This is a genomic window from Donghicola mangrovi (assembly GCF_013377535.1).
GTDB lineage: Bacteria > Pseudomonadota > Alphaproteobacteria > Rhodobacterales > Rhodobacteraceae > Donghicola > Donghicola mangrovi.
The window spans coordinates 14,777-38,028 of the sequence record NZ_JABCJE010000011.1 but is presented as its reverse complement, the minus strand read 5'-3'; the positions used below and the strand labels follow the sequence as shown (position 1 = coordinate 38,028).

Annotated in this window: 19 protein-coding genes and 1 riboswitch; of the genes, 10 read left to right on the top strand and 9 right to left on the bottom strand. The window is 61.9% G+C overall.

The window, feature by feature from the left end:
- Positions 1-90 precede the first annotated feature (90 nt).
- Entirely contained in the window at positions 91-1,068 is a 978-nt protein-coding gene (locus HJ536_RS17005) for a class 1 fructose-bisphosphatase (protein ID WP_176856139.1), read from the top strand.
- A gap of 60 nt (positions 1,069-1,128) precedes the next feature.
- On the opposite strand, the gene derI is transcribed toward HJ536_RS17005, so the two are convergent.
- Genes derI through HJ536_RS16990 form a run of 3 tightly spaced genes read right to left on the bottom strand, consistent with a single transcriptional unit; the run spans position 1,129 to position 3,138 of the window.
- On the bottom strand, positions 1,129-1,581 hold the full coding sequence (derI, locus tag HJ536_RS17000; RefSeq protein ID WP_176856138.1) for a D-erythrulose-4-phosphate isomerase: 453 nt from the start codon (positions 1,579-1,581) through the stop codon (positions 1,129-1,131).
- A gap of 19 nt (positions 1,582-1,600) precedes the next feature.
- Entirely contained in the window at positions 1,601-2,365 is a 765-nt protein-coding gene (locus HJ536_RS16995) for a triose-phosphate isomerase (RefSeq protein ID WP_177158650.1), read from the bottom strand.
- 11 nt (positions 2,366-2,376) lie between these two features.
- Positions 2,377-3,138, bottom strand: coding sequence for a DeoR/GlpR family DNA-binding transcription regulator (locus HJ536_RS16990; protein WP_177158649.1), 762 nt, complete (start codon positions 3,136-3,138; stop codon positions 2,377-2,379).
- Between the two features lie 170 nt (positions 3,139-3,308).
- On the opposite strand from HJ536_RS16990, the gene tkt reads away from it, so the two are divergent.
- Together tkt and fsa are read left to right on the top strand one after the other, a co-directional pair.
- Positions 3,309-5,324 (top strand): transketolase, encoded by a 2,016-nt coding sequence (gene tkt, locus HJ536_RS16985; protein WP_177158648.1) that lies wholly within the window; start codon positions 3,309-3,311, stop codon positions 5,322-5,324.
- A 14-nt stretch (positions 5,325-5,338) separates the two neighbouring features.
- Positions 5,339-5,992: a fructose-6-phosphate aldolase gene (gene fsa / locus HJ536_RS16980; protein ID WP_177158647.1), complete on the top strand. Its 654-nt coding sequence runs from the start codon at positions 5,339-5,341 to the stop codon at positions 5,990-5,992.
- Positions 5,993-6,067: 75 nt separating this feature from the next.
- On the opposite strand, the gene HJ536_RS16975 is transcribed toward fsa, so the two are convergent.
- The 5 genes from HJ536_RS16975 to HJ536_RS16955 form a co-directional block, all read right to left on the bottom strand.
- Positions 6,068-7,015, bottom strand: a complete 948-nt coding sequence (locus tag HJ536_RS16975) for a sugar-binding transcriptional regulator (protein ID WP_177158646.1) — start codon at positions 7,013-7,015, stop codon at positions 6,068-6,070.
- A gap of 107 nt (positions 7,016-7,122) precedes the next feature.
- Entirely contained in the window at positions 7,123-7,560 is a 438-nt protein-coding gene (locus tag HJ536_RS16970; RefSeq protein ID WP_177158645.1) for a 6,7-dimethyl-8-ribityllumazine synthase, read from the bottom strand.
- A gap of 73 nt (positions 7,561-7,633) precedes the next feature.
- Positions 7,634-7,766, bottom strand: a riboswitch (FMN riboswitch).
- 84 nt (positions 7,767-7,850) lie between these two features.
- Entirely contained in the window at positions 7,851-8,783 is a 933-nt protein-coding gene (locus HJ536_RS16965) for a sugar phosphate isomerase/epimerase family protein (protein WP_177158644.1), read from the bottom strand.
- A 3-nt stretch (positions 8,784-8,786) separates the two neighbouring features.
- On the bottom strand, positions 8,787-10,295 hold the full coding sequence (locus tag HJ536_RS16960; protein WP_177158643.1) for a glycerol-3-phosphate dehydrogenase: 1,509 nt from the start codon (positions 10,293-10,295) through the stop codon (positions 8,787-8,789).
- Complete coding sequence (locus HJ536_RS16955; RefSeq protein WP_177158642.1) at positions 10,292-11,926, bottom strand: FGGY-family carbohydrate kinase; 1,635 nt, start codon at positions 11,924-11,926, stop codon at positions 10,292-10,294. The genes HJ536_RS16960 and HJ536_RS16955 overlap by 4 nt, the downstream gene beginning before the upstream one ends.
- Positions 11,927-12,558: 632 nt before the next feature.
- Between HJ536_RS16955 and HJ536_RS16950 the strand changes: the two genes are divergently transcribed.
- From HJ536_RS16950 to HJ536_RS16925, 6 genes are all read left to right on the top strand, one after another.
- Positions 12,559-13,212: a DUF2291 family protein gene (locus HJ536_RS16950; protein ID WP_177158641.1), complete on the top strand. Its 654-nt coding sequence runs from the start codon at positions 12,559-12,561 to the stop codon at positions 13,210-13,212.
- Positions 13,209-14,750, top strand: coding sequence for a sugar ABC transporter ATP-binding protein (locus tag HJ536_RS16945; protein ID WP_177158640.1), 1,542 nt, complete (start codon positions 13,209-13,211; stop codon positions 14,748-14,750). Before HJ536_RS16950 ends, HJ536_RS16945 begins: the two co-directional genes overlap by 4 nt.
- Before the next feature lie 21 nt (positions 14,751-14,771).
- Positions 14,772-15,824 carry an ABC transporter permease gene (locus tag HJ536_RS16940; RefSeq protein WP_177158639.1) on the top strand — a complete coding sequence of 351 codons (1,053 nt, stop codon included), beginning with the start codon at positions 14,772-14,774 and terminating at the stop codon, positions 15,822-15,824.
- A 106-nt stretch (positions 15,825-15,930) separates the two neighbouring features.
- Positions 15,931-16,878 carry a D-ribose ABC transporter substrate-binding protein gene (locus HJ536_RS16935; protein WP_177158638.1) on the top strand — a complete coding sequence of 316 codons (948 nt, stop codon included), beginning with the start codon at positions 15,931-15,933 and terminating at the stop codon, positions 16,876-16,878.
- 491 nt (positions 16,879-17,369) lie between these two features.
- Positions 17,370-20,132 carry a methyl-accepting chemotaxis protein gene (locus tag HJ536_RS16930; RefSeq protein ID WP_177158637.1) on the top strand — a complete coding sequence of 921 codons (2,763 nt, stop codon included), beginning with the start codon at positions 17,370-17,372 and terminating at the stop codon, positions 20,130-20,132.
- A gap of 9 nt (positions 20,133-20,141) precedes the next feature.
- Positions 20,142-21,575 carry a chemotaxis protein CheW gene (locus HJ536_RS16925; RefSeq protein ID WP_177158636.1) on the top strand — a complete coding sequence of 478 codons (1,434 nt, stop codon included), beginning with the start codon at positions 20,142-20,144 and terminating at the stop codon, positions 21,573-21,575.
- Here HJ536_RS16925 and HJ536_RS16920 read toward each other — a convergent pair whose 3' ends face one another.
- Positions 21,576-22,403, bottom strand: a complete 828-nt coding sequence (locus HJ536_RS16920; protein ID WP_177158635.1) for a Rossmann-like and DUF2520 domain-containing protein — start codon at positions 22,401-22,403, stop codon at positions 21,576-21,578.
- A 179-nt stretch (positions 22,404-22,582) separates the two neighbouring features.
- Here HJ536_RS16920 and HJ536_RS16915 point away from each other — a divergent pair, with 179 nt between their 5' ends.
- Positions 22,583-23,212 carry a helix-turn-helix domain-containing protein gene (locus HJ536_RS16915; RefSeq protein WP_177158634.1) on the top strand — a complete coding sequence of 210 codons (630 nt, stop codon included), beginning with the start codon at positions 22,583-22,585 and terminating at the stop codon, positions 23,210-23,212.
- The last annotated feature ends 40 nt before the right edge of the window (positions 23,213-23,252 follow it).

The window sequence follows — 23,252 nt, the reverse complement described above, 5'->3', positions numbered from 1 at the left end:
TTGTTGCAATGCCGTTCTATGGCTAGTGTCGCGACGATGTTCGGGGCGCATGTGTTTTGAGCCCCCAGAGGATTTCTAGAAGGGTTCACTATGCTGGAATTGACCAACCACACCGCCTGTACCGCAGAGCCGCTGAACGATTATCTGGCGCGCCGCTCGGGGCCCGCGCAGATCATTCAGGCCATCGCGGATTCGCTGATGCCTATCGCGGACCGTCTGGCAGCAGGGGCTCTCTATGGTGATCCGGCGGCCATCGTGGGGGTCAACGAAAGCGGAGACAAGCAAAAGGCGCTGGATCTGGGCACCCATGTCTACATGGTCGATGTCCTGAAGGCCGCAGGCGTGCGCCTGATGCTGTCCGAGGAATCCGAAGAAGTCCTGACCCTGAACGAAGACGGCGCCTATGACGTCGCCATCGACCCCATCGACGGGTCGGGCAGCATCGGCGTTGGCGCGATCCTGGGCATGCTGTTCACCGTGGTTCCCGCCTCGGACAAAGGCTTCCTTCAGGACGGTCACACCATCGTCGCGGCGGGCTATGCGTCGTTCGGCCATTCGCTGGACTTCGGCTTTGCCATGGACGAAGGCGTGACCATCGCCGTCTATGACCGCGCCAGCGACATGCTGCGCGTCTCGGCCGAGAATGTGACCATCGCGCCCGACACCAAAGTCATCGCCTACAACGCATCCAACGCCCGCCACTGGGGCGCAGGCATGACCGCCTATATCGACGAGATTCTGGCAGGCAAGGACGGCCCGCGCGGCAAGAACTATAACATGCGCTGGCCCGCAGCCGCCGTGGGCGACCTGCACCGCATCCTGCTGCAGGGGGGCATGTTCCTCTATCCCGGTGACCGCCGCGAGGGCTATGAAAACGGCCGCCTGCGTCTGGTCTATGAGGCGATGCCGATGGCCTATCTGATGAAGGCCGCGGGCGGTCTGGCCACCGATGGCCACCAGCCGATCCTCGACAAAGTCGCGACCGACGGTCACGAGCATTCGGCCCTGATCTTCGGCGCCAAAGAAGAGGTCGAGGCCTACCTGCGCTGCATGGACGCCGAGAAGTAATAAAAAAGGCGCGGCACCTGTTGGGAAGGTGCCGCGCCTCGATATCGCAAGCCTTGGGAGTTACTTGCGGTATTTCACGTCCAGATCGTTGATCGCGTTGACGTTGCTGGCCGAACGGCCGTTTTCATCAAAGCTGTTGGACAGGAACGCATCGGCAATCGCCTTGGCCAGTTCCGAACCGATCACACGCGCACCCATGGTGATGATCTGCGCGTTGTTCGACAGGGCTGCGCGCTCGGCCGAGTAGGTGTCGTGGGTCTGCGCGGCGCGGATGCCGGGCACTTTGTTTGCCGACAGACACACACCGATGCCGGTGCCACAGCACAGGATCGCACGGTCATAGGTGCCATCCAGAACGCCGTTGGCCACACGGTCCGACAGGTTCGCATAAAAGGCATCGGGGCCTTCGTCGGTGCGCGAAACTTCGGACACTTCGTATTTGTCGCCAAGGTAATCGGCCAGAACTTTGGCCAGACCTTCGCCCGCGCTATCGCCTGCTACTGCAACTTTCATGTGGATCTCTCCTCTGGGATCAAATCTTGGCCGCGCATTTCGCAAGAATGTCGAGGTACCCTTCGACGTTCCACGCGCTGCGGCCGATAAACAGCCCGTCGATATGCGGGCAAGTGATGAGTTCTTCGCAATTTCCTGGGTTTACCGACCCGCCATAAAGGCAGGGGATGCGGCGGCCCAGAACGTCCTGCGCAACGGCAATGATTTCGGCCTGACGGTCATCGGCATAGTCCGAGGTCGCGGGGATGCCGTTCTCGCCGATGGCCCAGACGGGTTCATAGGCCAGCAGGATCGGTGCCTGTTTCTGCTCGTCCGACAGCTTGCCCAAGGCACCGCGGACCTGCGTTTCCAGCACTTCGGCGGCGCGGCCTGCTTCGCGTTCGGGCAGGGTTTCGCCAATGCAGATCAGCGGGATCAGTCCGTGACGCACGGCGGCTTCGGTTTTCAAACCAACGGTTTCGTCGGTCTCGCCGAAATGCTCGCGGCGCTCGGAATGGCCGAGTTCGACGATGTCGAGGTTACAGTCCCTCAGCATCAAGGGCGACACTTCGCCGGTCCACGCGCCCTGATCGGCCCAGTGCATGTTCTGCGCGCCCACCTTCACCGAGGTTCCTGCCAGCACGTCTTTGACCTGACGGACGTTGGTGAACGAAGGGATCACAAAGCGCTGGATGCGTTCGTCGCGCCCGCCATCTGCGGCGGCCAGAGCCTCGGCAAAGACCATCGCCTCGGCGAGGGTTTTGTTCATTTTCCAGCTTGTGCCGATCCAGAATGGGGCGGTCATGTCAGTGTCCTTTAGTTGGCAATGGTCAGGGTCACCCCGCCCGCCGTCAGCGCATCCCGCGCCGCGTCAGAGGGGGTGTCATCGGTGATAATCGCGGCATAGTCGGTCAGGTCGCACAGCTTGTGCAGCGCCGTGCGGTCAAAGCGGGCGTGGTTCACCAGAAGGCAGCTTTGGGTGGCCGAGGCCTGCATGGCGCGCTTGGCCCGCACGACCTCGTCATCCATGTGAAACGCCTGCATCCCCGAGACAGCCGGGACCGAGATAAAGGCGATGTCCGCCCGCAGCCGTTCCAGCGCGCACTCTGTCACCACCCCGAAATAGGCGTTGAACTTGGCCGAATAGGTCCCGCCAAGGGCGATCAGGGTGATGCCCGCCTCATCCCGCAGGGCGTCAATCACAGCCGCGTTGTTGGTGATCACGGTCAGCGGCCGCTTTTCCACCAGACGGCGGCCCAGAACGGCGGCGGTCGATCCATCGTTGACCATGACGGTCATGCCCGGCTCGACCAGCTTCAGCGCCTCGGTCGTCATCCGGTCCTTGGACGCGCCGCTGCGCCGTTCGCGGAACCGAAAATCGGATTCGAACTGGGTGCCTGCCTCGGTCGTGGCGCCGCCTCGGATTTTGCGCAGAACGCCCGCTTGCTCCAGCTCGTCCAGATCGCGGTGGATGGTCATTTTCGACACAACAAAGCGCGTCGCCAGATCATCCAGATCCACCGATCCCTGCTCGACCAGCAGGTCCATGATCGCTTGTTGGCGCTCGTCGCGTTTCATCGCTCTAACCTTCGTCTGCTTCACTTTGGGATCAAATACCCCAGTGTAGCGTCGGATGCAGTCGTAACATCAAACATAACATGATCAACACATTTTTTGTGATTTTGTGATTTTATGTTGTTACGATTCATTTTGGGCGCTAACACCCACCACAACGAAGGAGGATTCCCATGCCCAAAGACGTTCTGGTGGCCGAAAAGGCTGCGATTGATCCCGAAACCTTTGCTCTGGCCAACTGCATTCGCGCCCTGTCGATCGACGCGGTCGAGGCTGCGAACTCCGGCCACCCCGGCGCGCCCATGGGGATGGCCGATGCAGCGACCGTGCTGTTCAAGAATCACCTGAAATTCGATGCAACCAACCCCGATTGGCCCGACCGTGACCGCGTTGTGCTGTCGAACGGCCACGCGTCGATGCTGCTCTATTCGCTGCTGCACCTGAGCGGCTATGCGGACATGACGCTGGAGCAGATCAAGAACTTCCGCCAAAAGGGCGCGATCACCGCAGGCCACCCCGAATACGGCCATGCCAAAGGGATCGAGACCACCACCGGCCCCCTTGGCCAAGGCATTGCGAACGCCGTCGGCATGGCCATGGCAGAGCGCCGTCTGGCCGACGAATTCGGCAGCGATGTTGTCGATCACCACACCTACGTTTTCCTTGGTGACGGCTGCCTGCAAGAGGGCATCGGCCAAGAGGCGATTTCGCTGGCCGGTCACCTTGGCCTCGGCAAGCTGATCGTGCTCTACGATGACAACGAGATCACCATTGACGGCCCGACCTCGGTGTCCTTCAGCGAAGATATCCCTGCCCGTCTGGCCGCTTGCGGCTGGCACGTCCAGTCCTGCGACGGCCACAACCCCGCAGAACTGGATGCCGCGATCACCGCAGCCAAAGCGGAAACCGCGAAACCCAGCCTGATCGCGATGAAGACCGTCATCGGCTTCGGCTCCCCGAAAAAGGCAGGCACTGCCAGCTCGCACGGCTCGCCCCTTGGCGCGGACGAAGCGGCGGCGACCAAAGCGGCCTTGGGCTGGGACAACGCACCGTTTGAAATCCCTGCGGCCCTGCTGGACCAGTGGCGCGCCATTGGCTCTCGTGGCGCGGATGCCCGTCAGGCGTGGGAAGCCCGCCTTGCCAGCAAAGACACCGCCACCCGCACCGAGTTCAGCCGCCGCCTGACCGGCCAGTTGCCCGACGCCTACAAGACCGCCATCGCCAAGGCCCGCGCCGCCCTGTTCGCGAACCCGCAAAAGGTCGCGACCCGCAAGGCCAGCCAGATCGCGCTCGAGGCCATCACCCCCGTCCTGCCTGAAATGATCGGCGGCTCGGCGGACCTGACCGGCTCGAACCTGACCCGTGTGCCTGCGGTCAACAGCCAGTTCACTGCAGCGAAATCGGGCCGCTATGTTGGCTACGGCGTGCGTGAATTCGCGATGGGCGCGGCCATGAACGGTATGCTGGTCCACGGCGGCCTGCGCCCCTATGGCGGCACCTTCATGGTGTTCTCGGACTATGTCCGCAACGCGATCCGCCTGTCCGCGCTGATGGAGATCCCGACCGTTTACGTAATGACCCACGACTCGATCGGCCTTGGCGAAGACGGCCCGACCCACCAGCCGGTCGAACATCTGGCCTCGCTGCGCGCTATGCCGAACCTCTACACCTTCCGCCCTGCGGACGTGGTGGAAACGCTGGAATGCTGGGACATCGCCATGCGCAGCGCCAAGACCCCGTCGCTGCTGGCCCTGTCCCGTCAGGGCGTGCCGCAACTGCGCCTCGAGGAAACTGGTGAGAACCTGTCCGAAAAAGGCGCCTACGTCCTCCGCCAATTTGGCGAGGGGCGCGATGTCACCCTGATCGCCACCGGCACCGAAGTTGCCTTGGCCGTCGAGGCTGCCGAAGCCCTGCATGAGGCCGGAAAATCGGTAGCAGTTGTGTCGATGCCAAGCTGGGAGTTGTTCGAAGCCCAAGATGATGATTATAAGGCCGCGACTCTGGGCAATGCTCCGCGTATCGCCATCGAGGCCGCAGCCAAGTTCGGTTGGACCCGCTATGTGGCCAGCGAAGACGATGTGATCGGCATGACCAGCTTCGGCGCGTCGGCTCCGGCAGAGGAGCTGTACGAGCAATTCGGAATTACCAAAGAGGCGATCGTCGCCCGTGCAACCGCACTGACCGCCTAATCAGGAGAAAGCCCATGAAATTCTTCGTCGATACCGCTGTTGTCGAGGACATTAAAGAACTGAACGACTACGGTCTGCTGGACGGTGTCACCACCAACCCCAGCCTGATCGCCAAGTCGGGCCGTGACTTCAAAGAAGTGATCGCGGAAATCTGCGCTCTGGTCGAGGGCCCCGTCTCTGCCGAAGTCGCAGCCATGGACTACGACGGCATGGTTGCCGAAGGCGAGCACCTGGCCAAGATCGCCGACAACGTCGTGATCAAGCTGCCGCTGACCCTCGATGGTCTGAAGGCATGCCGCTACTTCTCGCAGAAGGGCATCAAAACCAACGTGACCCTGTGCTTCAGCGCAAACCAGGCGCTGCTGGCTGCCAAAGCAGGCGCGACCTACATCAGCCCCTTCATCGGCCGTCTCGATGACATCAACATCGACGGCATGGAGCTGATCTCGGAAATCCGTGACATCTACGACAACTACGGCTTCGAGACCGAAATCCTGGCCGCGTCGATCCGCACCCCCAACCACGTCAAAGATGCGGCTCTGGTTGGCGCAGACGTTGCGACCATCCCCCCTGCCGTGATCAAGGGTCTGGCCAAGCACGTTCTGACCGAAAAAGGTCTGGAGCAGTTCGCCAAGGATTGGGCCGCAACCGGTCAGTCGGTCCTGTAATTTCGGGCGACAATCCAAGAAAACAGCAAAGCGGCCCTCGGGCCGCTTTTCCTTTTGGTCATCCTGTCGGGACGGTTACGCCAACAAGGCGCGGGCTGTCATCTCGTCGGTGATCAGGCCATTCAGCTGGCCGCTGTGCAGGATCGCGGCGATGGCCTCGACCTTGCCCGGACCGCCAGCGATGGCGACCACACAATCCCCGTCATTCACCCGCGCGCCCAAAGTGCGCTGGGTCAGGTCCGTCTCCATCACTTGGCCTTCGGCGTTATAGAAATGCCCCAGCATCTCGCCCCGCCCGCCTGCGGCGGCGATCTGGGTGATCTCTTGGGGCTCGATCATGCCGGAATTGACCAGCTGCGCGCCCGCCTCGACGGTGCCGATGCCTACGAATTTCAGATCGGCCTTGTTGGCCATCTCGAACACTTCGGACACACCGCGCTGGGTCAGCATGACCTCGCGATCCTCGACCGTGTTGGCAAAGAACGGCACCGGCATCATATACGCCGGCGCGCCGGTTTTCTCGGCCAGTTTGTGCATCACCTCGTGGGGGTTGGCGGCAAAGTTGCGGGTCAGGCCACCCAGCAGGGAGACAAAGCGCTGATCGCCCGTATCCATCCGAGGCAACAACTGCACCGCCGCCGCCAAGGTCCGCCCGTGGGCCAGACCGATCACGTTATACTCGCCCCGCTCCAACTCGCGCTTCAGATAGCTGGCCCCGACCAGCCCGAGCGCGCGCAGGGGCAGCCCCTCTTCGCCCAAGTCGGGGGCCACCTCGCAGAACTCCAGCCCGAACTTCTCGGCCAACCGAACCTCAAGGTCGACACATTCTACGATGTCTCCTTCGACGGTGACCTTCACCGCCCCTTCGGCCACGGCGCGGGCAATCAGGCGATGGGCTTTGACCGACGGGATACCAAGCTTTTTCGCGACAGCGGCCTGCGTGTGCCCGCCCGCGTAATGCAGCCAAGCGGCGCGGATCGCCATAGACATCTCTGCTTCGTCGTTTGCGGTGCCTCTGGCCATGATGTCCCCCGGATGCTTTGTTATTTTTTACAGGTCACGAACCATCTTACAGCACTGGCATGACAGAAAACAGGGTGGCAAATCGCTTTGCCACCCCGCCGAAGTCTTTAGATCTGGATTTCCGCGACCATCCGGACCGCCTGCGCCGCCTCGGCGCCCTTCTTGACGAAATGGTCGAAGTAGAAGCCGGTGTGCTCCTTCGACGGCTGGAAGTGGTGCGGGGTCAGCGAGACCGAGTAGGTCGGCACGCCGGTTGCCATCTGAGCGTCCATCAGGCCCGACACAACGGCTTGGGCAACGAAATCGTGGCGGTAGATGCCGCCATCAACGACCAAGGCCGCACAGACGATCGCGTCGTATTTGCCGCTTTCTCCCAGCTTTTTGGCCAGCAAGGGCATTTCAAACGCACCGGGCACGTCGATTGCGGTCACGTCATAAGCGACGCCCGACGCATCCATATCAGCTTTGAACCCGACCAGCGCCTGATCGACGATGTCCGAGTGCCAACGTGCTTTGATGAAGGCGATATTCAGTTTTTCAGTCATGGAACCATCCTTGGTATTATCAAATGGTCCCAAGGCGATAGAAGCCACTGGCCCCGCACGTAGCGGCACCACTGACCATCCTCTTCCATCCGGACTTTAACCGTCGGCCCCGGAATTTCACCGGATCTGCTAGACCCTGCCGCTGTGGCAGGCGCTCGCGGGCTATCACCGCCGGTGGGGAATTTCACCCCGCCCTGAGAACAGTACAGATGTGCCCGCGGCGAAGGGCAAGTGCAAGCGCCACAGGCGACTTTTTCGCGACAAATGCGGCAAACGTCGTAGCGTCGGTGTTAAATGTGCAGATCCTGCACACCTGTATCGATATGCGGGGCCCAGAAGGCGACGCTTTCGGCGATCTGCGGGATCACTTCGCGGTCGTTGGGCTCTCGCTCTTTGAAGGACAGCTCGAGGCAGATTTCGTTGTCCTGCGCGCCCCCTTCGGCAAAGGCCGCCAGGAGGGGTTCTGGCTGAATGCGCCCCTTGGCGTTGAACGCAGCGGTAAAGGGACGGTGCCCCCCTTTGTCCATCAGCGACTGCTTGATGTGGATAATCGGGCTAACCTTTGGCACGGCCCGCGCCCACGCATAGGGGTCGAAGTCATCGGGGTTGTCGCTGGTCACGTCGCCATGGTCGATGTCCGCCATCATCCACATGGGGATCGCCATATCGGTGGCGGTCAGACGGTCCTGCAGCTTCATGCACTCGGCGATGGTCTCGCCGAATTCGCGACCGATGCTCATGGGTTCCCAGAACACATAATCGAGGCCCGCGCCCTTGGCGTGCTCGGCCACTTGGGCCCAGCAGTCGATGGCAATCTTGATCAGATCTTCGCGGCGGTTCGGGTTGTCGTAATCCTGATAGGTGAAGATCGCGAACTGCGTCCCGACCGAGGTACCCCCCAGATCAGCGGTGATATCGGCAAAGGTTTTGAACCAGTCCAGATAGTAGCGGCGCACATCCGCGTCAGGGTGGCCAAAGTGGTTCAGCCGCCCATAGGGGCCGGTCATCCCGCTGGTCACGCGCACGCCGGTGCGGTCCATCGCGGCCTTCATCTGGCGGGTCAGGCGGCGGATGGTGCCCGCCTGCCAACTGGGGTTAATGAACTCGTGCGTCAACTGCAGGTCGCGGATGCGCAGGTCACGGGCGACGGTCTCGATGAAATCATCGGGGTCTGCGAAACGGTTCACCAAAGGGTTGGTGTTCAGGGACAGAGTCAGAGCCATCGGTTACGCCGCCTTTGCCATGTTTGCTTCGAACCATTCGGAGAAGACTGCCTGCTCGGCCTCGGTCAGGTGCAGGCGGTGTTTGGTCCGGCGCCACAGGATATCCTCGGCGCTTTGGGCCCATTCGTGGGTGGCCAGATAGCGGGCCTCGGCCTCATAGAGGTTGCCGCCGAAATGGCGCCCCAGCCCGTCCAGCGCAGTGACCCCGCCCACGATCTGCGCGATACGGGTACCGTAGAGCCGTCCATAATGCTTGCGCAGGGCGCGGGGCATCCACGGGTAGTCGGCCTTCATCTTCTCGCGGAACGCTTCGTAATCGGCGTTCGGCATGTCCCCACCGGGCAGGGCTGCGTGTTCGGTCCAGTCGCCCTTCATCTGCGGGAAGTAGTCGGCGATCTTGTGCAGACCCCGCTCGGCCAATTCGCGGAAAGTGGTGATCTTGCCGCCAAAGATGTTCAGCATCACCGCGCCGTTCTGGTCGTCGATGTCGAACACATAGTCTCGGGTCACCGCGCTAGGGTTGCCCTGCCCGTCATCAAACAGCGGACGCACCCCCGAGAAGCTGCGGATCACATCCTCGCGCCGGAGCTTTTCCTTGAAGTAGCGGTTCACGGCCTTGATCAGGTAGTCGATCTCGGACTCGTCGGCGGTGACTTCTTCGGCGCGGCCTTCATACTGGATGTCGGTGGTGCCGATCAGGGCCTTGTCCCCTTCGTAGGGGTTGATGAAGATCACGCGCTTGTCGTGGTTCTGCACCAGATAGGCCTGTTGCCCCTCCCAGAATTTCGGAACGATGATGTGGCTACCCTTGACCAACCGGACGTTCCGGCTGGAGTTCGAACCGGCCACATTGTTGATCACTTCGGTGACCCAAGGGCCAGCGGCGTTCACGATACATTTCGCGCGGAAGGTCCGTTCCTCACCGGTCAGCGAATTGCGGGTGGTGATCGTCCACGCGCCATCCTCGCGGCGGGCGCTGGTGCAGGCGGTGCGGGTCAAAACGGTCGCGCCACGTTCGGCGGCGTCCACGGCGTTCAGCACAACCAGACGCGCATCATCGACCCAGCAGTCCGAATATTCGAAGCCACGGGTGTACTGATCCATGATCGGCGCGCCCTCGGGGTCGCGGCGCAAGTTCAGAGTGCGGGTGCCGGGCAGTTTCTTGCGGCCCCCGAGGTGATCGTACAGGAACAGGCCCAACCGCACGAGCCACGCGGGCCGGTCATCGGGCGAGTGGGGCAGGACAAAACGCATCGGCCAGATGATGTGCGGCGCGGCGTTCATCAGAACCTCACGCTCGATCAGCGCCTCGCGGACCAAGCGGAACTCGTAGTATTCCAGATAGCGCAGACCGCCATGGACCAGCTTGCCAGAACGGGACGAGGTCCCTTGGGCCAAGTCATCCTTTTCGCACAGCACCACGGACAGGCCGCGACCAGCCGCATCCCGCGCCACGCCGGCGCCGTTAATGCCGCCGCCGATTACAAACAGATCGACCATATTCTCGGTCATCGCTCGCTCCTTTCGGACACAAAGGTGGCGTCCAAAGTCATTTCAGTATGTTCATCATGGGGGTCGGTGGCCTTGGTCCACGGGGCGCGTGGGTCGCCTTGCAGAGCATCCCAAACCGGAGGCAGGCTCTGCCGCGCCGAGACATAGGCCGGAAAGACCTGATCATAGACGCGGGCCAGATCGGCATCGGGCTGTTCGGCCTGCCCCAGCAGCGGGGTGACCCATTCGCCGATGCAATCGTCCATCGTGTCATAGGCGCCGATCGCAACGGCGGCCATCATCGCACAGCCCGCCGCGCCCGCCTCTTCGCGCTGGGACACGCGCACGGGGGCCTTGATGCTGGAGGCCAGAATTTGGCGTAGCGCCTGCGAACGGGCCGCGCCACCGGTGATCCGCAGCTCGGTCGGTTCGGCGTTCATCGCGGCATAGCAATCGCGGGCGGCCATCCCCAGCCCTTCGATCACAGCGCGCAGCATGTCGGGAAAGCGGTGATGCGCGGCCAGACCGACGAACCCTGCGCGGGCGTTGGCGTTCACGAACGGCCCGCGTTCACCGGCCTCCGAGATATAGGGATGATAGATCAGCGCACCCGGTTTGGCGCGGCTGACCCACCCTTCGATCCGGCCGACCAGATCGGAGTATTCCACGGGCTTGCCGGTATCGCTCATCAAATCAGCGGCCAGACGCAGGGCCCAGTCGATGTTCAGGGTCGCGGCCATATTGGTCTGAACCTGAGTGACCACATCCGGCACGGGCAGCGCGATGACATACCCCGTCCCTTCGGCGTTCAGGTGCACGTCGCCGGACCGTTTCGCCTGCATGTGCACACCGGTCGAGCCGATGGTGGAACAGGCCGCGCCAACGGTGCCTGTATGCACTCCCGCACCCAGCGCCGTCATCACCATGTCCACATATCCCAGCGACACGGGCGTTCCGGCCAACAGACCGGTTTGCGCGGCGGCCTCGGAGGACAGCGGATGGGTGACTTGGGTGCCGTCAATAATCTGGGGCAGCAGGTGGCGACGGTGGGACAGGCCCAAGGCCTCGATCACCGTGTCGTCGTATTGGCGGGTGCGGAAGTTGCCGAAGGTAAAGCTGGCCTCGGACGGATCGGTGGCCTGTTCACCGGTCAGGCACAGGTAGAGCCAATCCTTGCAGTGCAGAGCGACCTGCGACTGATCCAGCAATTCGGGGGCGTAACGATCCATGTGGGCCATCTGCGTGCCCTGCTGGCAGGTGTTCAGGCCGGTGCCTGTTGCCTCGAACCGCGCACGGTTCAAGGGGCCTGCTGCCAGATCGCGCACCGTCGGCGCGGCCCGCGCATCGAGCCACAGCCAAGCATTCGAAACAGGACGGTTCCCCGCCCCCACCAGCCAAGTGCCATCCCCTTGGGCCGTCACGGCCACTGCCGCCGTCCGCGCCGCCAGATCGGGCAGCTTGTCCCCGAGGCTACGGATCGCGGCAACGCAATCGGCCCATGTCTGATCCAAGGACTGACAGGCCGAGCCATCGGCCCCACTCAGGTAATGGTTCAGCACCGAACCGGCCGCCAACTGGCGTCCGCGCAGATCAAAGGCCACGGCCTTGATCACCGATGTACCGGCGTCGATCCCGATGATGATGTCCCTCATCGGATGCACCCCACTTGGGTCATGTGCATGTCACCCTCCTCTCTGCTCCTTGGCGGCGGGCCCTCCTCTGGCCCGTAGTCCCGCAAACCAGGCGCAAAACCTACTTCACCCCTTAGGGGCGATCACTCTTATCACAGACATAACTCAGCATTTCGGATCTGTACATGTAATTTTTTTCTTTATCCGTAAAAAATTTCATGTAAGGTCAGGGTCACCAAAGGAGCAATCCCTTGGCCCATCGACGCGAGATACCGCGATATTTCCCATAATATATTGGGATTTTATCGTGATGCGGCGCGATCCGGACCGACACACCGCTGCCCCGCCCGTGGAATCACGGAGACCGAAGCAGCGCGTCAGACCCGGCAGCGCGCCACATTTCCATCGTAGGGATATCCCCATTCGTGGGATTTATAACACATTTATATCGCCGACTTCGGGTTGGTGACCGATGGGACCGGATACGCTGTGGAGGGCGTGGCCCCGTCGGAAGAGGGAGGAAAACATGACGCAAACCATACGCCCGCCTCGGGTCACGCCCCTATACGCCCATTCGGTGCGCCTGTGACCGTTCGCACGGCTCTCTTGGCCGTCGCCCCTATCCACGCATTCCAGTGAAAGGACCGACCGACATGGGTTATCAGTCCGAAGCCTCGGGTCATTTGGCCCGCCCTAGCAAGCGCACTCCGATCATTATGGGGGCGCTATGTCTGGCCGTTCTGGGGGCGATTGCCCTCGATACCACCGTTGTTCGCATCGGGTCCGAGCAGGACGCCCGCCAGCAGGGATTCTCGCCCGAGCGGTTCGGGGCCGAGAAGTTCCCCGAAATTCGCAGCTATGTGGTCGAGCACGCAGTTGACGCCAAGACCCTGTTCGACGCGGCCACCGCAGACAAGAAAGCCGCGGGCGAGAGGTACGGCGTGATGGCCGGGATCGCCCCCGTGATGCCCGTGAAATTCAGAGGTGTCGTCGGCGAAGGCAAATCCGGCACCTTCTATGTGGCCATCGACGGGATGCAGGACGCCAAGGTCCGCGTCCAGACCGGCCCCGCCGTGAACGGCACCGATCTTCGTGACGCCACCGGCACCATCGCCTTTGGCGATTTCACCAACCAGATCGAATACCAGAACGCAGGCGCGGGCATTAACAACGCCATGAAGGCCGACGTGCTGGCCGATCTGGATCGCGACACCCTGACCGGCAAGACCGTCGAGGTCACCGGCGTCTTTACCATGATGAGCGCCAAGAACTGGCTGGTCACGCCCGTGGAGCTGTCGGTCAAATGAACGATATCCCTCAGGCAAAACCCGACACGCGCGAGGTCGTTCTGGCCGCCCGCAATGTGGCCAAGTCCTATGGCAGCGTCCACGCGCTGAAAGGTGTGAACTTTGACATCCACCGCGGGCAGGTCACCACCCTGTTCGGCGAGAATGGCGCGGGTAAGTCCACCCTGATGAAGATCCTGTCGGGCGTCATCCAGCCGACCACGGGGAAAATCCTGCTGGACGGTCAGCCGGTCAGCTTCCATTCGTCGAGCCACGCGCAGGCGCTGGGGATTTCGATCATCCACCAGGAACTCAGCCTCGCCACCAACATGAACGTGCGGGACAACATCTTCTTGGGGCGTGAAATCCGCACCCCCTCGGCCGTGGACTATGCCGAAGAAGAGCGTCTGACCCGCCTGCTGCTGGAGGAACTGGAAGAGGACATCGATCCCCTCACCCCGGTCGAGGAATTGCGTCTGGGCCAGCAGCAGATCGTGGAAATCGCCCGTGCTCTGTCGGTCAAATCGCGCATCCTGATCATGGACGAGCCGACCTCGGCCCTGTCCGCGACAGAGGTGGAAGTGCTGTTCAAGGTTATCCGAGACCTGACCAGCCGCGGCGTGTCCATCGTCTACATCTCGCACCACCTCGAAGAGGCGCTGACCATCACCGACCACGCCGTGGTTCTGCGCGATGGCAACATGACCGCCTATGCCCCCCGCGCCGAAATTGATCTGGAATGGATCGTCCGCAACATGGTCGGCGAGAACTTTGATCTAGGCTCCCCGCCCGAGGGCTATGATTTCGGCGCCCCTGCCCTGTCGATCCAGAACCTGACCGTGATGGACGAGGCTGGCGCAGGCTTTGCTGTCGTCGACAACCTGTCGCTGGACATCAAAGCTGGTGAGATCGTTTGCATCTATGGCCTGATGGGCGCCGGTCGGACCGAGCTGATGGAAACCGTGGCGGGCCGTCTGTCCAAGGCCGGCGGCGCCATCCGCCTGCACGGGCACGAGGTTAGCCACCTGACCATTGCCCAACGCATCGAATCCGGCCTGTGTCTGGTGCCCGAGGACCGTCAGCGCGACGGCCTCGTGCAGACCATGAGCGTGGGGCAGAACCTTTCGCTGGCATCGATCCGGAATTTCACGCGGGGGCTCTTTACCTCTCGCAAGGACGAGAGCCGGTTGATTGACGACACCATCCGCGATGTCACGGTGAAAACCGATGGCGGCGGGGCGGCGATCGGGTCGCTCTCGGGCGGGAACCAGCAGAAGGTCGTGATCGGCAAGATGCTGGCCACCCACCCCACCGTCATCATGTTGGACGAACCCAGCCGCGGCATCGACATCGGTGCCAAGGCCGAGGTGTTCCGCCTGCTTGCCGAGCGTGCCCGAGACGGGCTCGCCGTGCTCTATTCGACCTCCGAAGTCAGCGAATGCCTGTCCATCGCCCACCGCATCATCGTCATGCACAAGGGCCATATCAGCGCCGAATTCGGTCCCGACGCCACCAAAGAACAGATCATGGCCGCCTCTGGCGAGTCCGTGGCAGCTTAACCAATACGGAGTCCCCAGATCATGTCTGCACTCAGTTCCTCTTCGAAATCCTCGCGCTCGGGTCTGTTCGGCGAAGGCTTTGACCTTGGCCGCCTGCTGCTGGAAGGCCGCGCATTCTTTGCCCTGATCGCGATCATCGTGATCTTCTCGATGCTGTCGCCATTCTATTTCTCGGTCAGCAACTTTCTGACCATGTCCAGCCACGTGGCGATCTTTGGCTTTCTGGCCATCGGGATGCTGCTGGTGATCCTGAACGGCGGGATTGACCTGTCCGTAGGGTCCACACTTGGCCTGTGCGGCGTGGTCGCGGGCTGGCTGATGCAAGGCATCACCGTCGAGGGCGCTGGCGTCATCCTCTATCCGCCCGTCTGGGCTGTGGTAGTGCTGACGCTGGCGCTTGGCGCGGCGGTTGGTGCGGTGAACGGCGTGCTGATCGCGTATTTCAAGGTGCCTGCCTTTGTGGCGACCCTTGGCGTGATGTACGTGGCCCGCGGCGTGGCGCTGTTGATGACCAACGGCCTGACCTTCAACAACCTCGCCGGCAAGGCGGATCTGGGGAACACCGGCTTTGACTGGCTTGGTTTCAATCGGATCGCCAATGTGCCGATCGGCGTGATCATTCTGGCGGTGCTGGCCGTGGCCGCTGGCCTGATGCTGTCGCGCTCGGCCTTTGGGCGCTGGCTCTATGCCTCGGGCGGGAATGCCCGCGCCGCCGAACTGTCCGGCGTTCCGGTCAAGCGTGTGCAGATCGCTGTCTACATGATGTCCGGCGTTTGTGCGGCGATTGCGGGACTGGTCCTGTCCTCGCAGCTGACCTCGGCGGGTCCGACCGCTGGCACCACCTACGAACTGACGGCGATTGCAGCCGTTGTGATCGGCGGCGCAGCCCTGACGGGTGGCCGCGGCACAATTCGCGGTACCATGTTGGGCGCCTTCGTCATCGGCTTCCTGTCTGACGGGCTCGTCATCATCGGGGTAAGTGCCTACTGGCAAACGGTTTTCACTGGCGCCGTGATCGTTCTGGCCGTGCTGCTGAACAGCATCCAGTACAAGGCCAAACCCAAGAAATCCTGAATTCTTCGTGGGGGAGCCACGGGCCAAAGGAGGAGCCCGCCCCCGCAAGAGCAACGCCGGATTGACCGGCACAGTTACACCAACCACACCCAAGGGAGAGACTTCCATGACCACCAAAGCCAAGCAGATACTGCTCGCCGCTGTTGCCACCCTGCCCCTGATGGCAGGCGCATCGTGGGCCGACGGCCTGATGACCATCATCGTTAACGATCCTTCGAACCCCTACTGGTTCACCGAAGGCCAGGTCGCCAAAGCCACCGCCGAGGAACTGGGCTACACCACCACCGTTGGCGCTCACAAAGGCGACACCAACACCGAAAGCACCCTGATCGACACCGCGATCACCAACAAAGCCAAAGCGATCATCCTTGACCCCGCAAACGCGGACGGCTCGGTCGGCGCGGTGAAAAAAGCGATCGACGCAGGCATCCCCGTGTTCCTTGTGAACGCTGAGATCAACCAGTCGGGTCTGGCCAAGGCGCAGCTGGTGTCGAACAACGCACAGGGCGCGGCCCTGGGTGCGATGCAGTGGGTCGAAGTTCTGGGTGACAGCGGCAAATACGTCGAACTTTTCGGCGCTCCGTCGGACAACAACGCGCAGACCCGCTCGAACGGCTATGAAACCGTCCTGAGCCAGTACCCCGATCTGGAAAAAGCCGCGATGGAAGTGGCCGACTGGGACCGCACCAAAGGCTACAACAAGATGCAGTCGATGCTCCAGGCCAACGGCGACATCAAAGCTGTGATCTCGGGCAACGACGAGATGGCTCTGGGTGCGATTGCCGCTCTGAAAGAAGCAGGCAAGTTGGACGGCATGGTCGTTGGCGGCTTTGACGGTTCGCCCGATGCGGTCGAAGCGGTGAAAGCAGGCGAAATGGCCTATACCGTTCTGCAGCCCGTCGCGATCTTCTCGGAAGAAGCCGTGCGTCAGGCCGACCATTTCATCAACACCGGCGAGCTGAAAGTGGCTGACGAAAAGCAGCTGTTCGACTGCCTGATCATCACCTCGGACAACGCGGACAAGTACACCGCGCCGTTCGTTCTGTCGGAATAATTCCGTCTAACATCGCGAAAACATTCAGGGGGCGCCATGTGTGCCCCCTTTTTCGTTCCCGAACGGGGAACCTGCCGCACCACCGGCGATGAAGGGGCAGCCCTTGGTAAGAGCGCCCCCGGACACGCCCTGCCAGAACCTGACCGGAAGTCGCGAATTTTCACCGCAAGATACCCTAACCATCCGGTTATTTTGCCGTTCATAATTGTCAGACGGCTTAGAATGTGCGGACCAAACCATGAAAACCTTCCGTTCTGGCAATACCGCAGCCTGCGCGACCACCTCACGCGCGTTGGCTGACGTTGATGCAGGCCCCTGCGCCTGTAAGCCACGGAAATCGGCACGGTTTCTGCATGAGGCCTACGAACAAAAATGCGCACGGGCCGAAACTCGGCTCTCAGACCGCGCGTAAAGACCCGACGAACACGCCTTTCTAGGTACCACACTCACGACCGGGGCCCTTGGCCTCGCACCTGCGGAAAGACAGACATATGGCCGGAGAACTCTCGACCCACCTTCATGGCGCGGCGTCCGAACTGATGATGCAGGCCTGCCTTGTGATGCAGGTTCGCGCCAAGGACGGCGTGATTATTGCTGCAAACGACGTGGCCGAAAAATCATTGGCCCCCGGTGCACTGGACCTGACGGGCGCCACCATCAGCAGCTTTGTCCGCGAGGGGGCCTATCTGGAAAGCGCCATCCGCAAGGCGATGACCGATGGTGGACACAAGCAACTGCACGTCCATCTCAAAGAGGACGATCAAGGCGTGACCTTCCACGTCATCGCGGGCAAGGGCACCCTGAACGATGACACCATGATGCTGCTGGGATCGCTGGTCCCGCAGGACACCGATCTGGTCGGACAGATTTCGGCGATCCACCGTGCACAGGCCGTGATCGAGTTCGACCTCGAGGGGCGCGTCACCCACGCCAACGAAAACTTCCTGAAGCTGATGAACTACTCGCTTGAGGATGTCGTTGGCCGCCCTCACCGGATGTTCTGCCAGAAAAGTTTTGTCGAAAGCGCGGAATATAACGAACTGTGGGAAACCCTGCGCAAAGGCGAGGTTCGCGATGGCGAATTCGAGCGCCTGACCCGCACCGGACGCTCGGTCTGGATCCGCGCGAACTATAACCCGATTGTTGGTCCGGACGGCAAAGTCGCCAAGATCGTCAAGTACGCGATGGATGTCACAGCGGTCAAAGAAAACGCCGCCGAAAACGCTGGCCGCCTGAAGGCCCTGAGCAAAGCCATGGCCGTGATCGAGTTCGAATTGAACGGTACGATCATTGGCGCGAACTCGAACTTCTGCCAGCTGATGGGCTATCGCAAAGAAGAGATCGTCGGCAAGCACCACAAGATTTTCATCGACGAGGTCGAGCGTGAAAGCCCCGCATACAAGGCGTTCTGGCAAAAGCTGGGTCGCGGCGAATACGATGCCGGTGAATACAAGCGCTATACCAAAGACGGCGAGATGGTCTGGATTCAGGCCAGCTACAACCCGATCCTCGGGCCCGACGGCACCGTGGTCAAGGTGATCAAGGTCGCGCTGGACGTCACCGAAACCAAAAAGCAGACCAACGAGCTGGAAGGCGTATTGGGGGCGGTGCAGAAGCACCACATGATGATCGAATACGCGCCCGATGGCCGCATCCTGAAGGCCAACGGCAAGTTTTTCGAACTGACCGGCTATACCCGCGGCGATCTGTCGGACTTGTCTGCGGCATCGCTGTGGTCGCCCGAAGGCACACAAACCCTGTCCTATAACCGCTTCTGGAACGAGGTCAGCTCGGGGCGTCCGACATCTGGGGAATACCGCAAATACGGCCTGAACGGCGAGGATTTCTTTGTCCAGTCGACCTTTGCGCCGGTGCATGACCTGAACGGCCGCGTTCAGAAAATCGTCGAAGTCGCGCAGGACATCACCACCAACCGGATGCGCAACGCCGACTTCGAGGGCAAGGTCCGCGCGATCGACCGTGCGCAGGGCGTGATCGAGTTCGACATGGAAGGCGTGATCATCACCGCCAACAAGAACTTCCTGACCTTGATGGGTTATCAGCCCGAAGAAGTGATCGGCAAACACCACCGCATGTTCGTGACGCCTCAGGTAGCGGATTCCTCGGCCTATGCGGAATTCTGGGCCAAGCTGGGACGCGGCGAATATGACCGCGGCGAATATGTGCGTCAGGCGAAAAACGGGCGCGAGGTCTTTATCTCGGCGACGTACAACCCGATTTTCGACATCGACGGCCACCCGATCAAAGTCGTGAAGTTCGCCACCGACGTCACCGCACGCCGCAAGCGGAATGCCGAATTCGAGTCCAAATTCGACGCCATCGACCGCTCGCAGTCGGTTGTGGAGTTCGACCTCGAGGGGAACATCCTGCGCGCCAACGAGAACTTCTTGCGGGTTTGCGGCTATTCGCTGCGGGAAATCCAAGGCCAGCACCATTCGATGTTCTGCTCGCCCGATTACATCCGCTCGAACCACTATCGCGAGTTCTGGATCGCGCTGGCCAAGGGCGAGAACCGCAGCGGCCGCTTCCACCGGATCGGCAAGTTTGGCCGCGATGTGTGGATCCAGGCGACCTATTCGCGCCTGATCGACGCCCACGGCCAGACCATCGGGGTGATCAAGTACGCCCACGACATCACCGAACAGGTCATGCTGGAAGAAGCGATCAAGGACAAAACCCGCGCCATGACCCAGTCGGTCGCGCGTCTGGCAGGCTCGATCGAGGCGATCAATTCCTCGACCACCAGTGCGCTGGCCCAATCGAAGAACACCAAGCAAAGCGCATCCGCCGGCAACGACGCACTGGATAACGCCATCCAGAGCATCGAGCTGATCGCCAAATCCTCGACCGAGATCGGCGATATGGTCCGTGTCATCGGGGACATCGCGAACCAGACCAACCTGCTGGCCTTCAACGCCGCGATCGAGGCCGCCCGCGCTGGCGAATACGGTGTCGGCTTCTCGGTGGTGGCAGAAGAGGTCCGTAAACTGGCCGAACGCAGCTCGAACGCCGCAATGGAGATCACCAAGCTGATTTCCGAAAGCGCGAGCCGCGTGACCCTTGGTACCGAACGGTCGCAGTCCGCGCGTCAGGCCTTTGGCAGCATCGTGAACGCGGTGGACGACACCGCGAAATCGATCACCACCATTTCGGATCTGGCACGGGATCAGGACAACGTCTCTCGCGAGGTTGTCGCCCTGATCGAAGCTCTGTCGTCGATCACCGCCAAGTAAGCCGCGCCCATGCCCGACCAGACCGCACCCGGCCCCAAGCAAAAGCAAACCGCCCCCAAGGGCGGCGAGGATACCCTTGCGGTCATGGATCTGGGGCACTTCAAGGTGGCCGTCCCCGTGACCCAAGTCCGCGAGGTCGTCCCCTGCCCCGAGGTCTTTGACCCGCTGCCGTCGGTGGTGGACGGCGTTCTGGGCTGCTTTCGCCTGCGCCGCCAGATCGTGCCTGCACTGGACCTGCCGTGCTTTCTGGGGCTGACCGACAAGGACGAGACCACCAAGGAAAGCGTCGTGGTCATCCTGACCCATGAAAAGATGCTGCTGGGTATTCTGGCCCGCCATGCGGTCAAGTTGGTGAAACGGGCCGATTGCGAAACCCACGAGATGCGCCACAACAACGACGCGATGGCCTCTCGCATTGTCGGGCGGATGTCCCATGACGGGACCATGTCCTTTCCACTGCTGGATATCGAGGCGCTCTATGCCGAGAGCGTGCCACTGGTCCGCGACACCCGCGCCGCCACCCGCAGCTGGGATCACAGCGACCGTTTCCTGCTGTTCGAGACCGACGGCGTGCAGATGTGCCTGCCCATCACCCAGATCGAAACCACCATCCCCGAGACCGAGGTAAACGCCTGGACCGCCCGCAGCGAGCTGTGCTGCGGCACCATCAAATCGCATGGCCTCGAGATGGCGCTGATGGACCCACTGACCCTGCTCGGGATCACCGACCACAGCCGCGATCTGAAAAAGGCCTCGGGCGTTGTGATCCGTGTCGGCGCGGCGGACCGCGTGGCCATGCGCGTGGACCGTGCCGTGGACATCATCAACATTAGCGAAAGCGATCTGGGGGCGGTGCCGGACACCGTCTATACCAGCCCGCATCTGATCCGCGGGATCGTGTCCCGCAATGACGACGACCAGTTCCTTGTGCTGGACTACGACGCGATGCTCAAGGAACAGCGCGTCACCGATCTGGGCAAGGTCATCATCAAGAGCGCCGTGCCCGAGGAAACCGGCGTCAACAGTCAGGGCAAGCGCGTGCTGTCCCTGCTGATCGACGCGGGCAAGCCCTTTGCCATCGATCTGGCCCAAGTGGTCGAGATTGTGCCGTGGCGCGAAAAACTGGCAGATGCGGATGCCGAAGGGTACATCGGCACGATCAGCCACCGGAACGAGATGCTGCCGATCTTTGGCCTCGCTGCCGTGATGAAGCAGCCAACGTCGCCCTATGGCAACAAGTCCGCGATCATCGTGGTGCGCCGGAACGGCAAGCGCGTCGGCCTTGCCATTCAGGAACTGATCGCGGTCGAGACGATTTCCTTCTACCAGCAGAAGTCGAACGTGCTAACCACCATGGCCCGCCGTCTGAACCGCGGGAACCGGAACCTGTTCGAGGTCATCGATACCGAGAACATGTACCTCAGCTTGCACACGCCTGCCTGATCAGGCATCCCCCTTGGTGGCGCCGGTCTGCTTGAGCCGCCAACCCAGATCACTGAGCACGCGGTAAGCCTGCCCCGCCTCGGGGTGCCACGCGGCAACGGCTGCGCCCTGTGCGTCCAGAACCTCGGTGTCCCCGCGCGCAGCGGGGCCGGTCAGCGCGGCCTGCGGGCCCAGCCGCGCCACATTCGCCGCCGCCCCGCCTAGCAGCTTGTCCCCCAGCGCCTTGGCCACGTCCTGCGGCACGCCCGCGGCGGCCCAAGCGTCTTGTGCGATCCCCTGAACCACCACCGCAAAGTTGTTCGAGAACACCGCCGCCGCGTGATAAAGCGCCTTTTGCTGCGCGTTCACCGCAAAGGGGATGCCGCCCATCCGCTCGACCAGATCGGTGATTGCCTGAACGGCGGCGCTGTCCCCTTCGACCGCGCAGTAGGTGCCCGCGAATTGCTGCGCGGCGCTTTGCGGATCGGCAAAGCTGAGGACCGGATGGCAACTGGCGACCCGCCAGCCCGCCGCCCCCAAAGGCCCCAACACGGCCGAGGACAGGAACCCGCTGCAATGCACCGCCATTGCCGGCGCGGCGCTGCCCGCTAGTTGTTCGGCGACGCCCGCGATCCGGTCATCGGGAACGGTCAGCAACCACAGATCAGCCGCCCCCATATCCGCGATCCGGTCCACCGCGCGGCCCGTTTTGGCCAGCTCGGTTGCCCTTAGGGCAGATTCGCGGCGCTGGCTCAGGACGTCCTGCACGATCACCCCGTCCAGCCCCGCCATCAGCAACATCAGGGTCTGCCCGACCTTGCCTGCCCCGACGATATTGACCCGCACCATGTGACCTCCGACCGCTGTCTAAACGATTGCAGAATGGTCCAATTTTCGCCCTTGGGCAATCTGGGGCCGCCCGCGATGTGCCTATTTTTCAGGCCCCAAAAAGGACCGAGTAAAAAAATTTTACTGGGGGATAAAATTTTTATTGAGTTTATTGATCAGGTGGTCAAATAATCCCGGTCATGCAAATCACGGCCCCCGCCCCCCACGACAAATCCACTGGACCCAAGCTCGGCGCGCTGATCCGCAAGCGCCGCAAGGGGCTGGGTCTGACCCTGCAAGGGCTAAGCGAGGCATCGGGGGTTTCCGTGGGCTATGTCAGCCAGATCGAGCGTGATCTGGCGGTGCCGACCTTGGGCACGCTGGCGCAGCTGGCCGAAGGGCTGGACGTGCGGCTCGAGTACTTCATCAAGACCCACAAGCCCACCGACGCCATCAGCCGCGCCGACACCCGCGAGAAGTTTTCGCTGGCCGGTTCGTCCATCACCTACGAAGCCCTGAGCAACGATTACTCGGGCTCTGAGATGTCGTCGTACATCATGCACGTTCCGGCGGGCTACCAGTCCGAAACCGTGTCCCACGAGGGCGAGGAAATCATCTACATGCTCGAGGGCCAGGTCGAATGGACCCTCGACGGCCAGCGGTTCACCATGAATGTCGGGGACAGCCTGCACTATAGCGGCACCGTTCCCCATGCATGGTCCAACCCCACCGACACAGCCGCGCGCATCCTGTGGACCGGAACTCTTAGCGTTCTGTCCCCCGATGACCAGCGCCGCCTGCCCCCCGCCACGATTGAGGGCGACGGCTGACGAATTTCCGGCCAATCCCGGCCGGAGAGCAAATCCGCAC

Coding starts and splice junctions, on each gene's coding strand:
- HJ536_RS16930 (WP_177158637.1), top strand. CDS start 17,370: ATGGCCGGAGAACTCTCGACCCACCTTCATGGCGCGGCGTCCGAACTG.
- tkt (WP_177158648.1), top strand. CDS start 3,309: ATGCCCAAAGACGTTCTGGTGGCCGAAAAGGCTGCGATTGATCCCGAA.
- HJ536_RS16915 (WP_177158634.1), top strand. CDS start 22,583: ATGCAAATCACGGCCCCCGCCCCCCACGACAAATCCACTGGACCCAAG.
- HJ536_RS16990 (WP_177158649.1), bottom strand. CDS start 3,138: ATGAAACGCGACGAGCGCCAACAAGCGATCATGGACCTGCTGGTCGAG.
- HJ536_RS16935 (WP_177158638.1), top strand. CDS start 15,931: ATGACCACCAAAGCCAAGCAGATACTGCTCGCCGCTGTTGCCACCCTG.
- HJ536_RS16965 (WP_177158644.1), bottom strand. CDS start 8,783: ATGGCTCTGACTCTGTCCCTGAACACCAACCCTTTGGTGAACCGTTTC.
- HJ536_RS16955 (WP_177158642.1), bottom strand. CDS start 11,926: ATGAGGGACATCATCATCGGGATCGACGCCGGTACATCGGTGATCAAG.
- HJ536_RS16920 (WP_177158635.1), bottom strand. CDS start 22,403: ATGGTGCGGGTCAATATCGTCGGGGCAGGCAAGGTCGGGCAGACCCTG.
- HJ536_RS16970 (WP_177158645.1), bottom strand. CDS start 7,560: ATGACTGAAAAACTGAATATCGCCTTCATCAAAGCACGTTGGCACTCG.
- HJ536_RS16925 (WP_177158636.1), top strand. CDS start 20,142: ATGCCCGACCAGACCGCACCCGGCCCCAAGCAAAAGCAAACCGCCCCC.
- HJ536_RS17005 (WP_176856139.1), top strand. CDS start 91: ATGCTGGAATTGACCAACCACACCGCCTGTACCGCAGAGCCGCTGAAC.
- HJ536_RS16995 (WP_177158650.1), bottom strand. CDS start 2,365: ATGACCGCCCCATTCTGGATCGGCACAAGCTGGAAAATGAACAAAACC.
- fsa (WP_177158647.1), top strand. CDS start 5,339: ATGAAATTCTTCGTCGATACCGCTGTTGTCGAGGACATTAAAGAACTG.
- HJ536_RS16940 (WP_177158639.1), top strand. CDS start 14,772: ATGTCTGCACTCAGTTCCTCTTCGAAATCCTCGCGCTCGGGTCTGTTC.
- derI (WP_176856138.1), bottom strand. CDS start 1,581: ATGAAAGTTGCAGTAGCAGGCGATAGCGCGGGCGAAGGTCTGGCCAAA.
- HJ536_RS16975 (WP_177158646.1), bottom strand. CDS start 7,015: ATGGCCAGAGGCACCGCAAACGACGAAGCAGAGATGTCTATGGCGATC.
- HJ536_RS16960 (WP_177158643.1), bottom strand. CDS start 10,295: ATGACCGAGAATATGGTCGATCTGTTTGTAATCGGCGGCGGCATTAAC.
- HJ536_RS16945 (WP_177158640.1), top strand. CDS start 13,209: ATGAACGATATCCCTCAGGCAAAACCCGACACGCGCGAGGTCGTTCTG.
- HJ536_RS16950 (WP_177158641.1), top strand. CDS start 12,559: ATGGGTTATCAGTCCGAAGCCTCGGGTCATTTGGCCCGCCCTAGCAAG.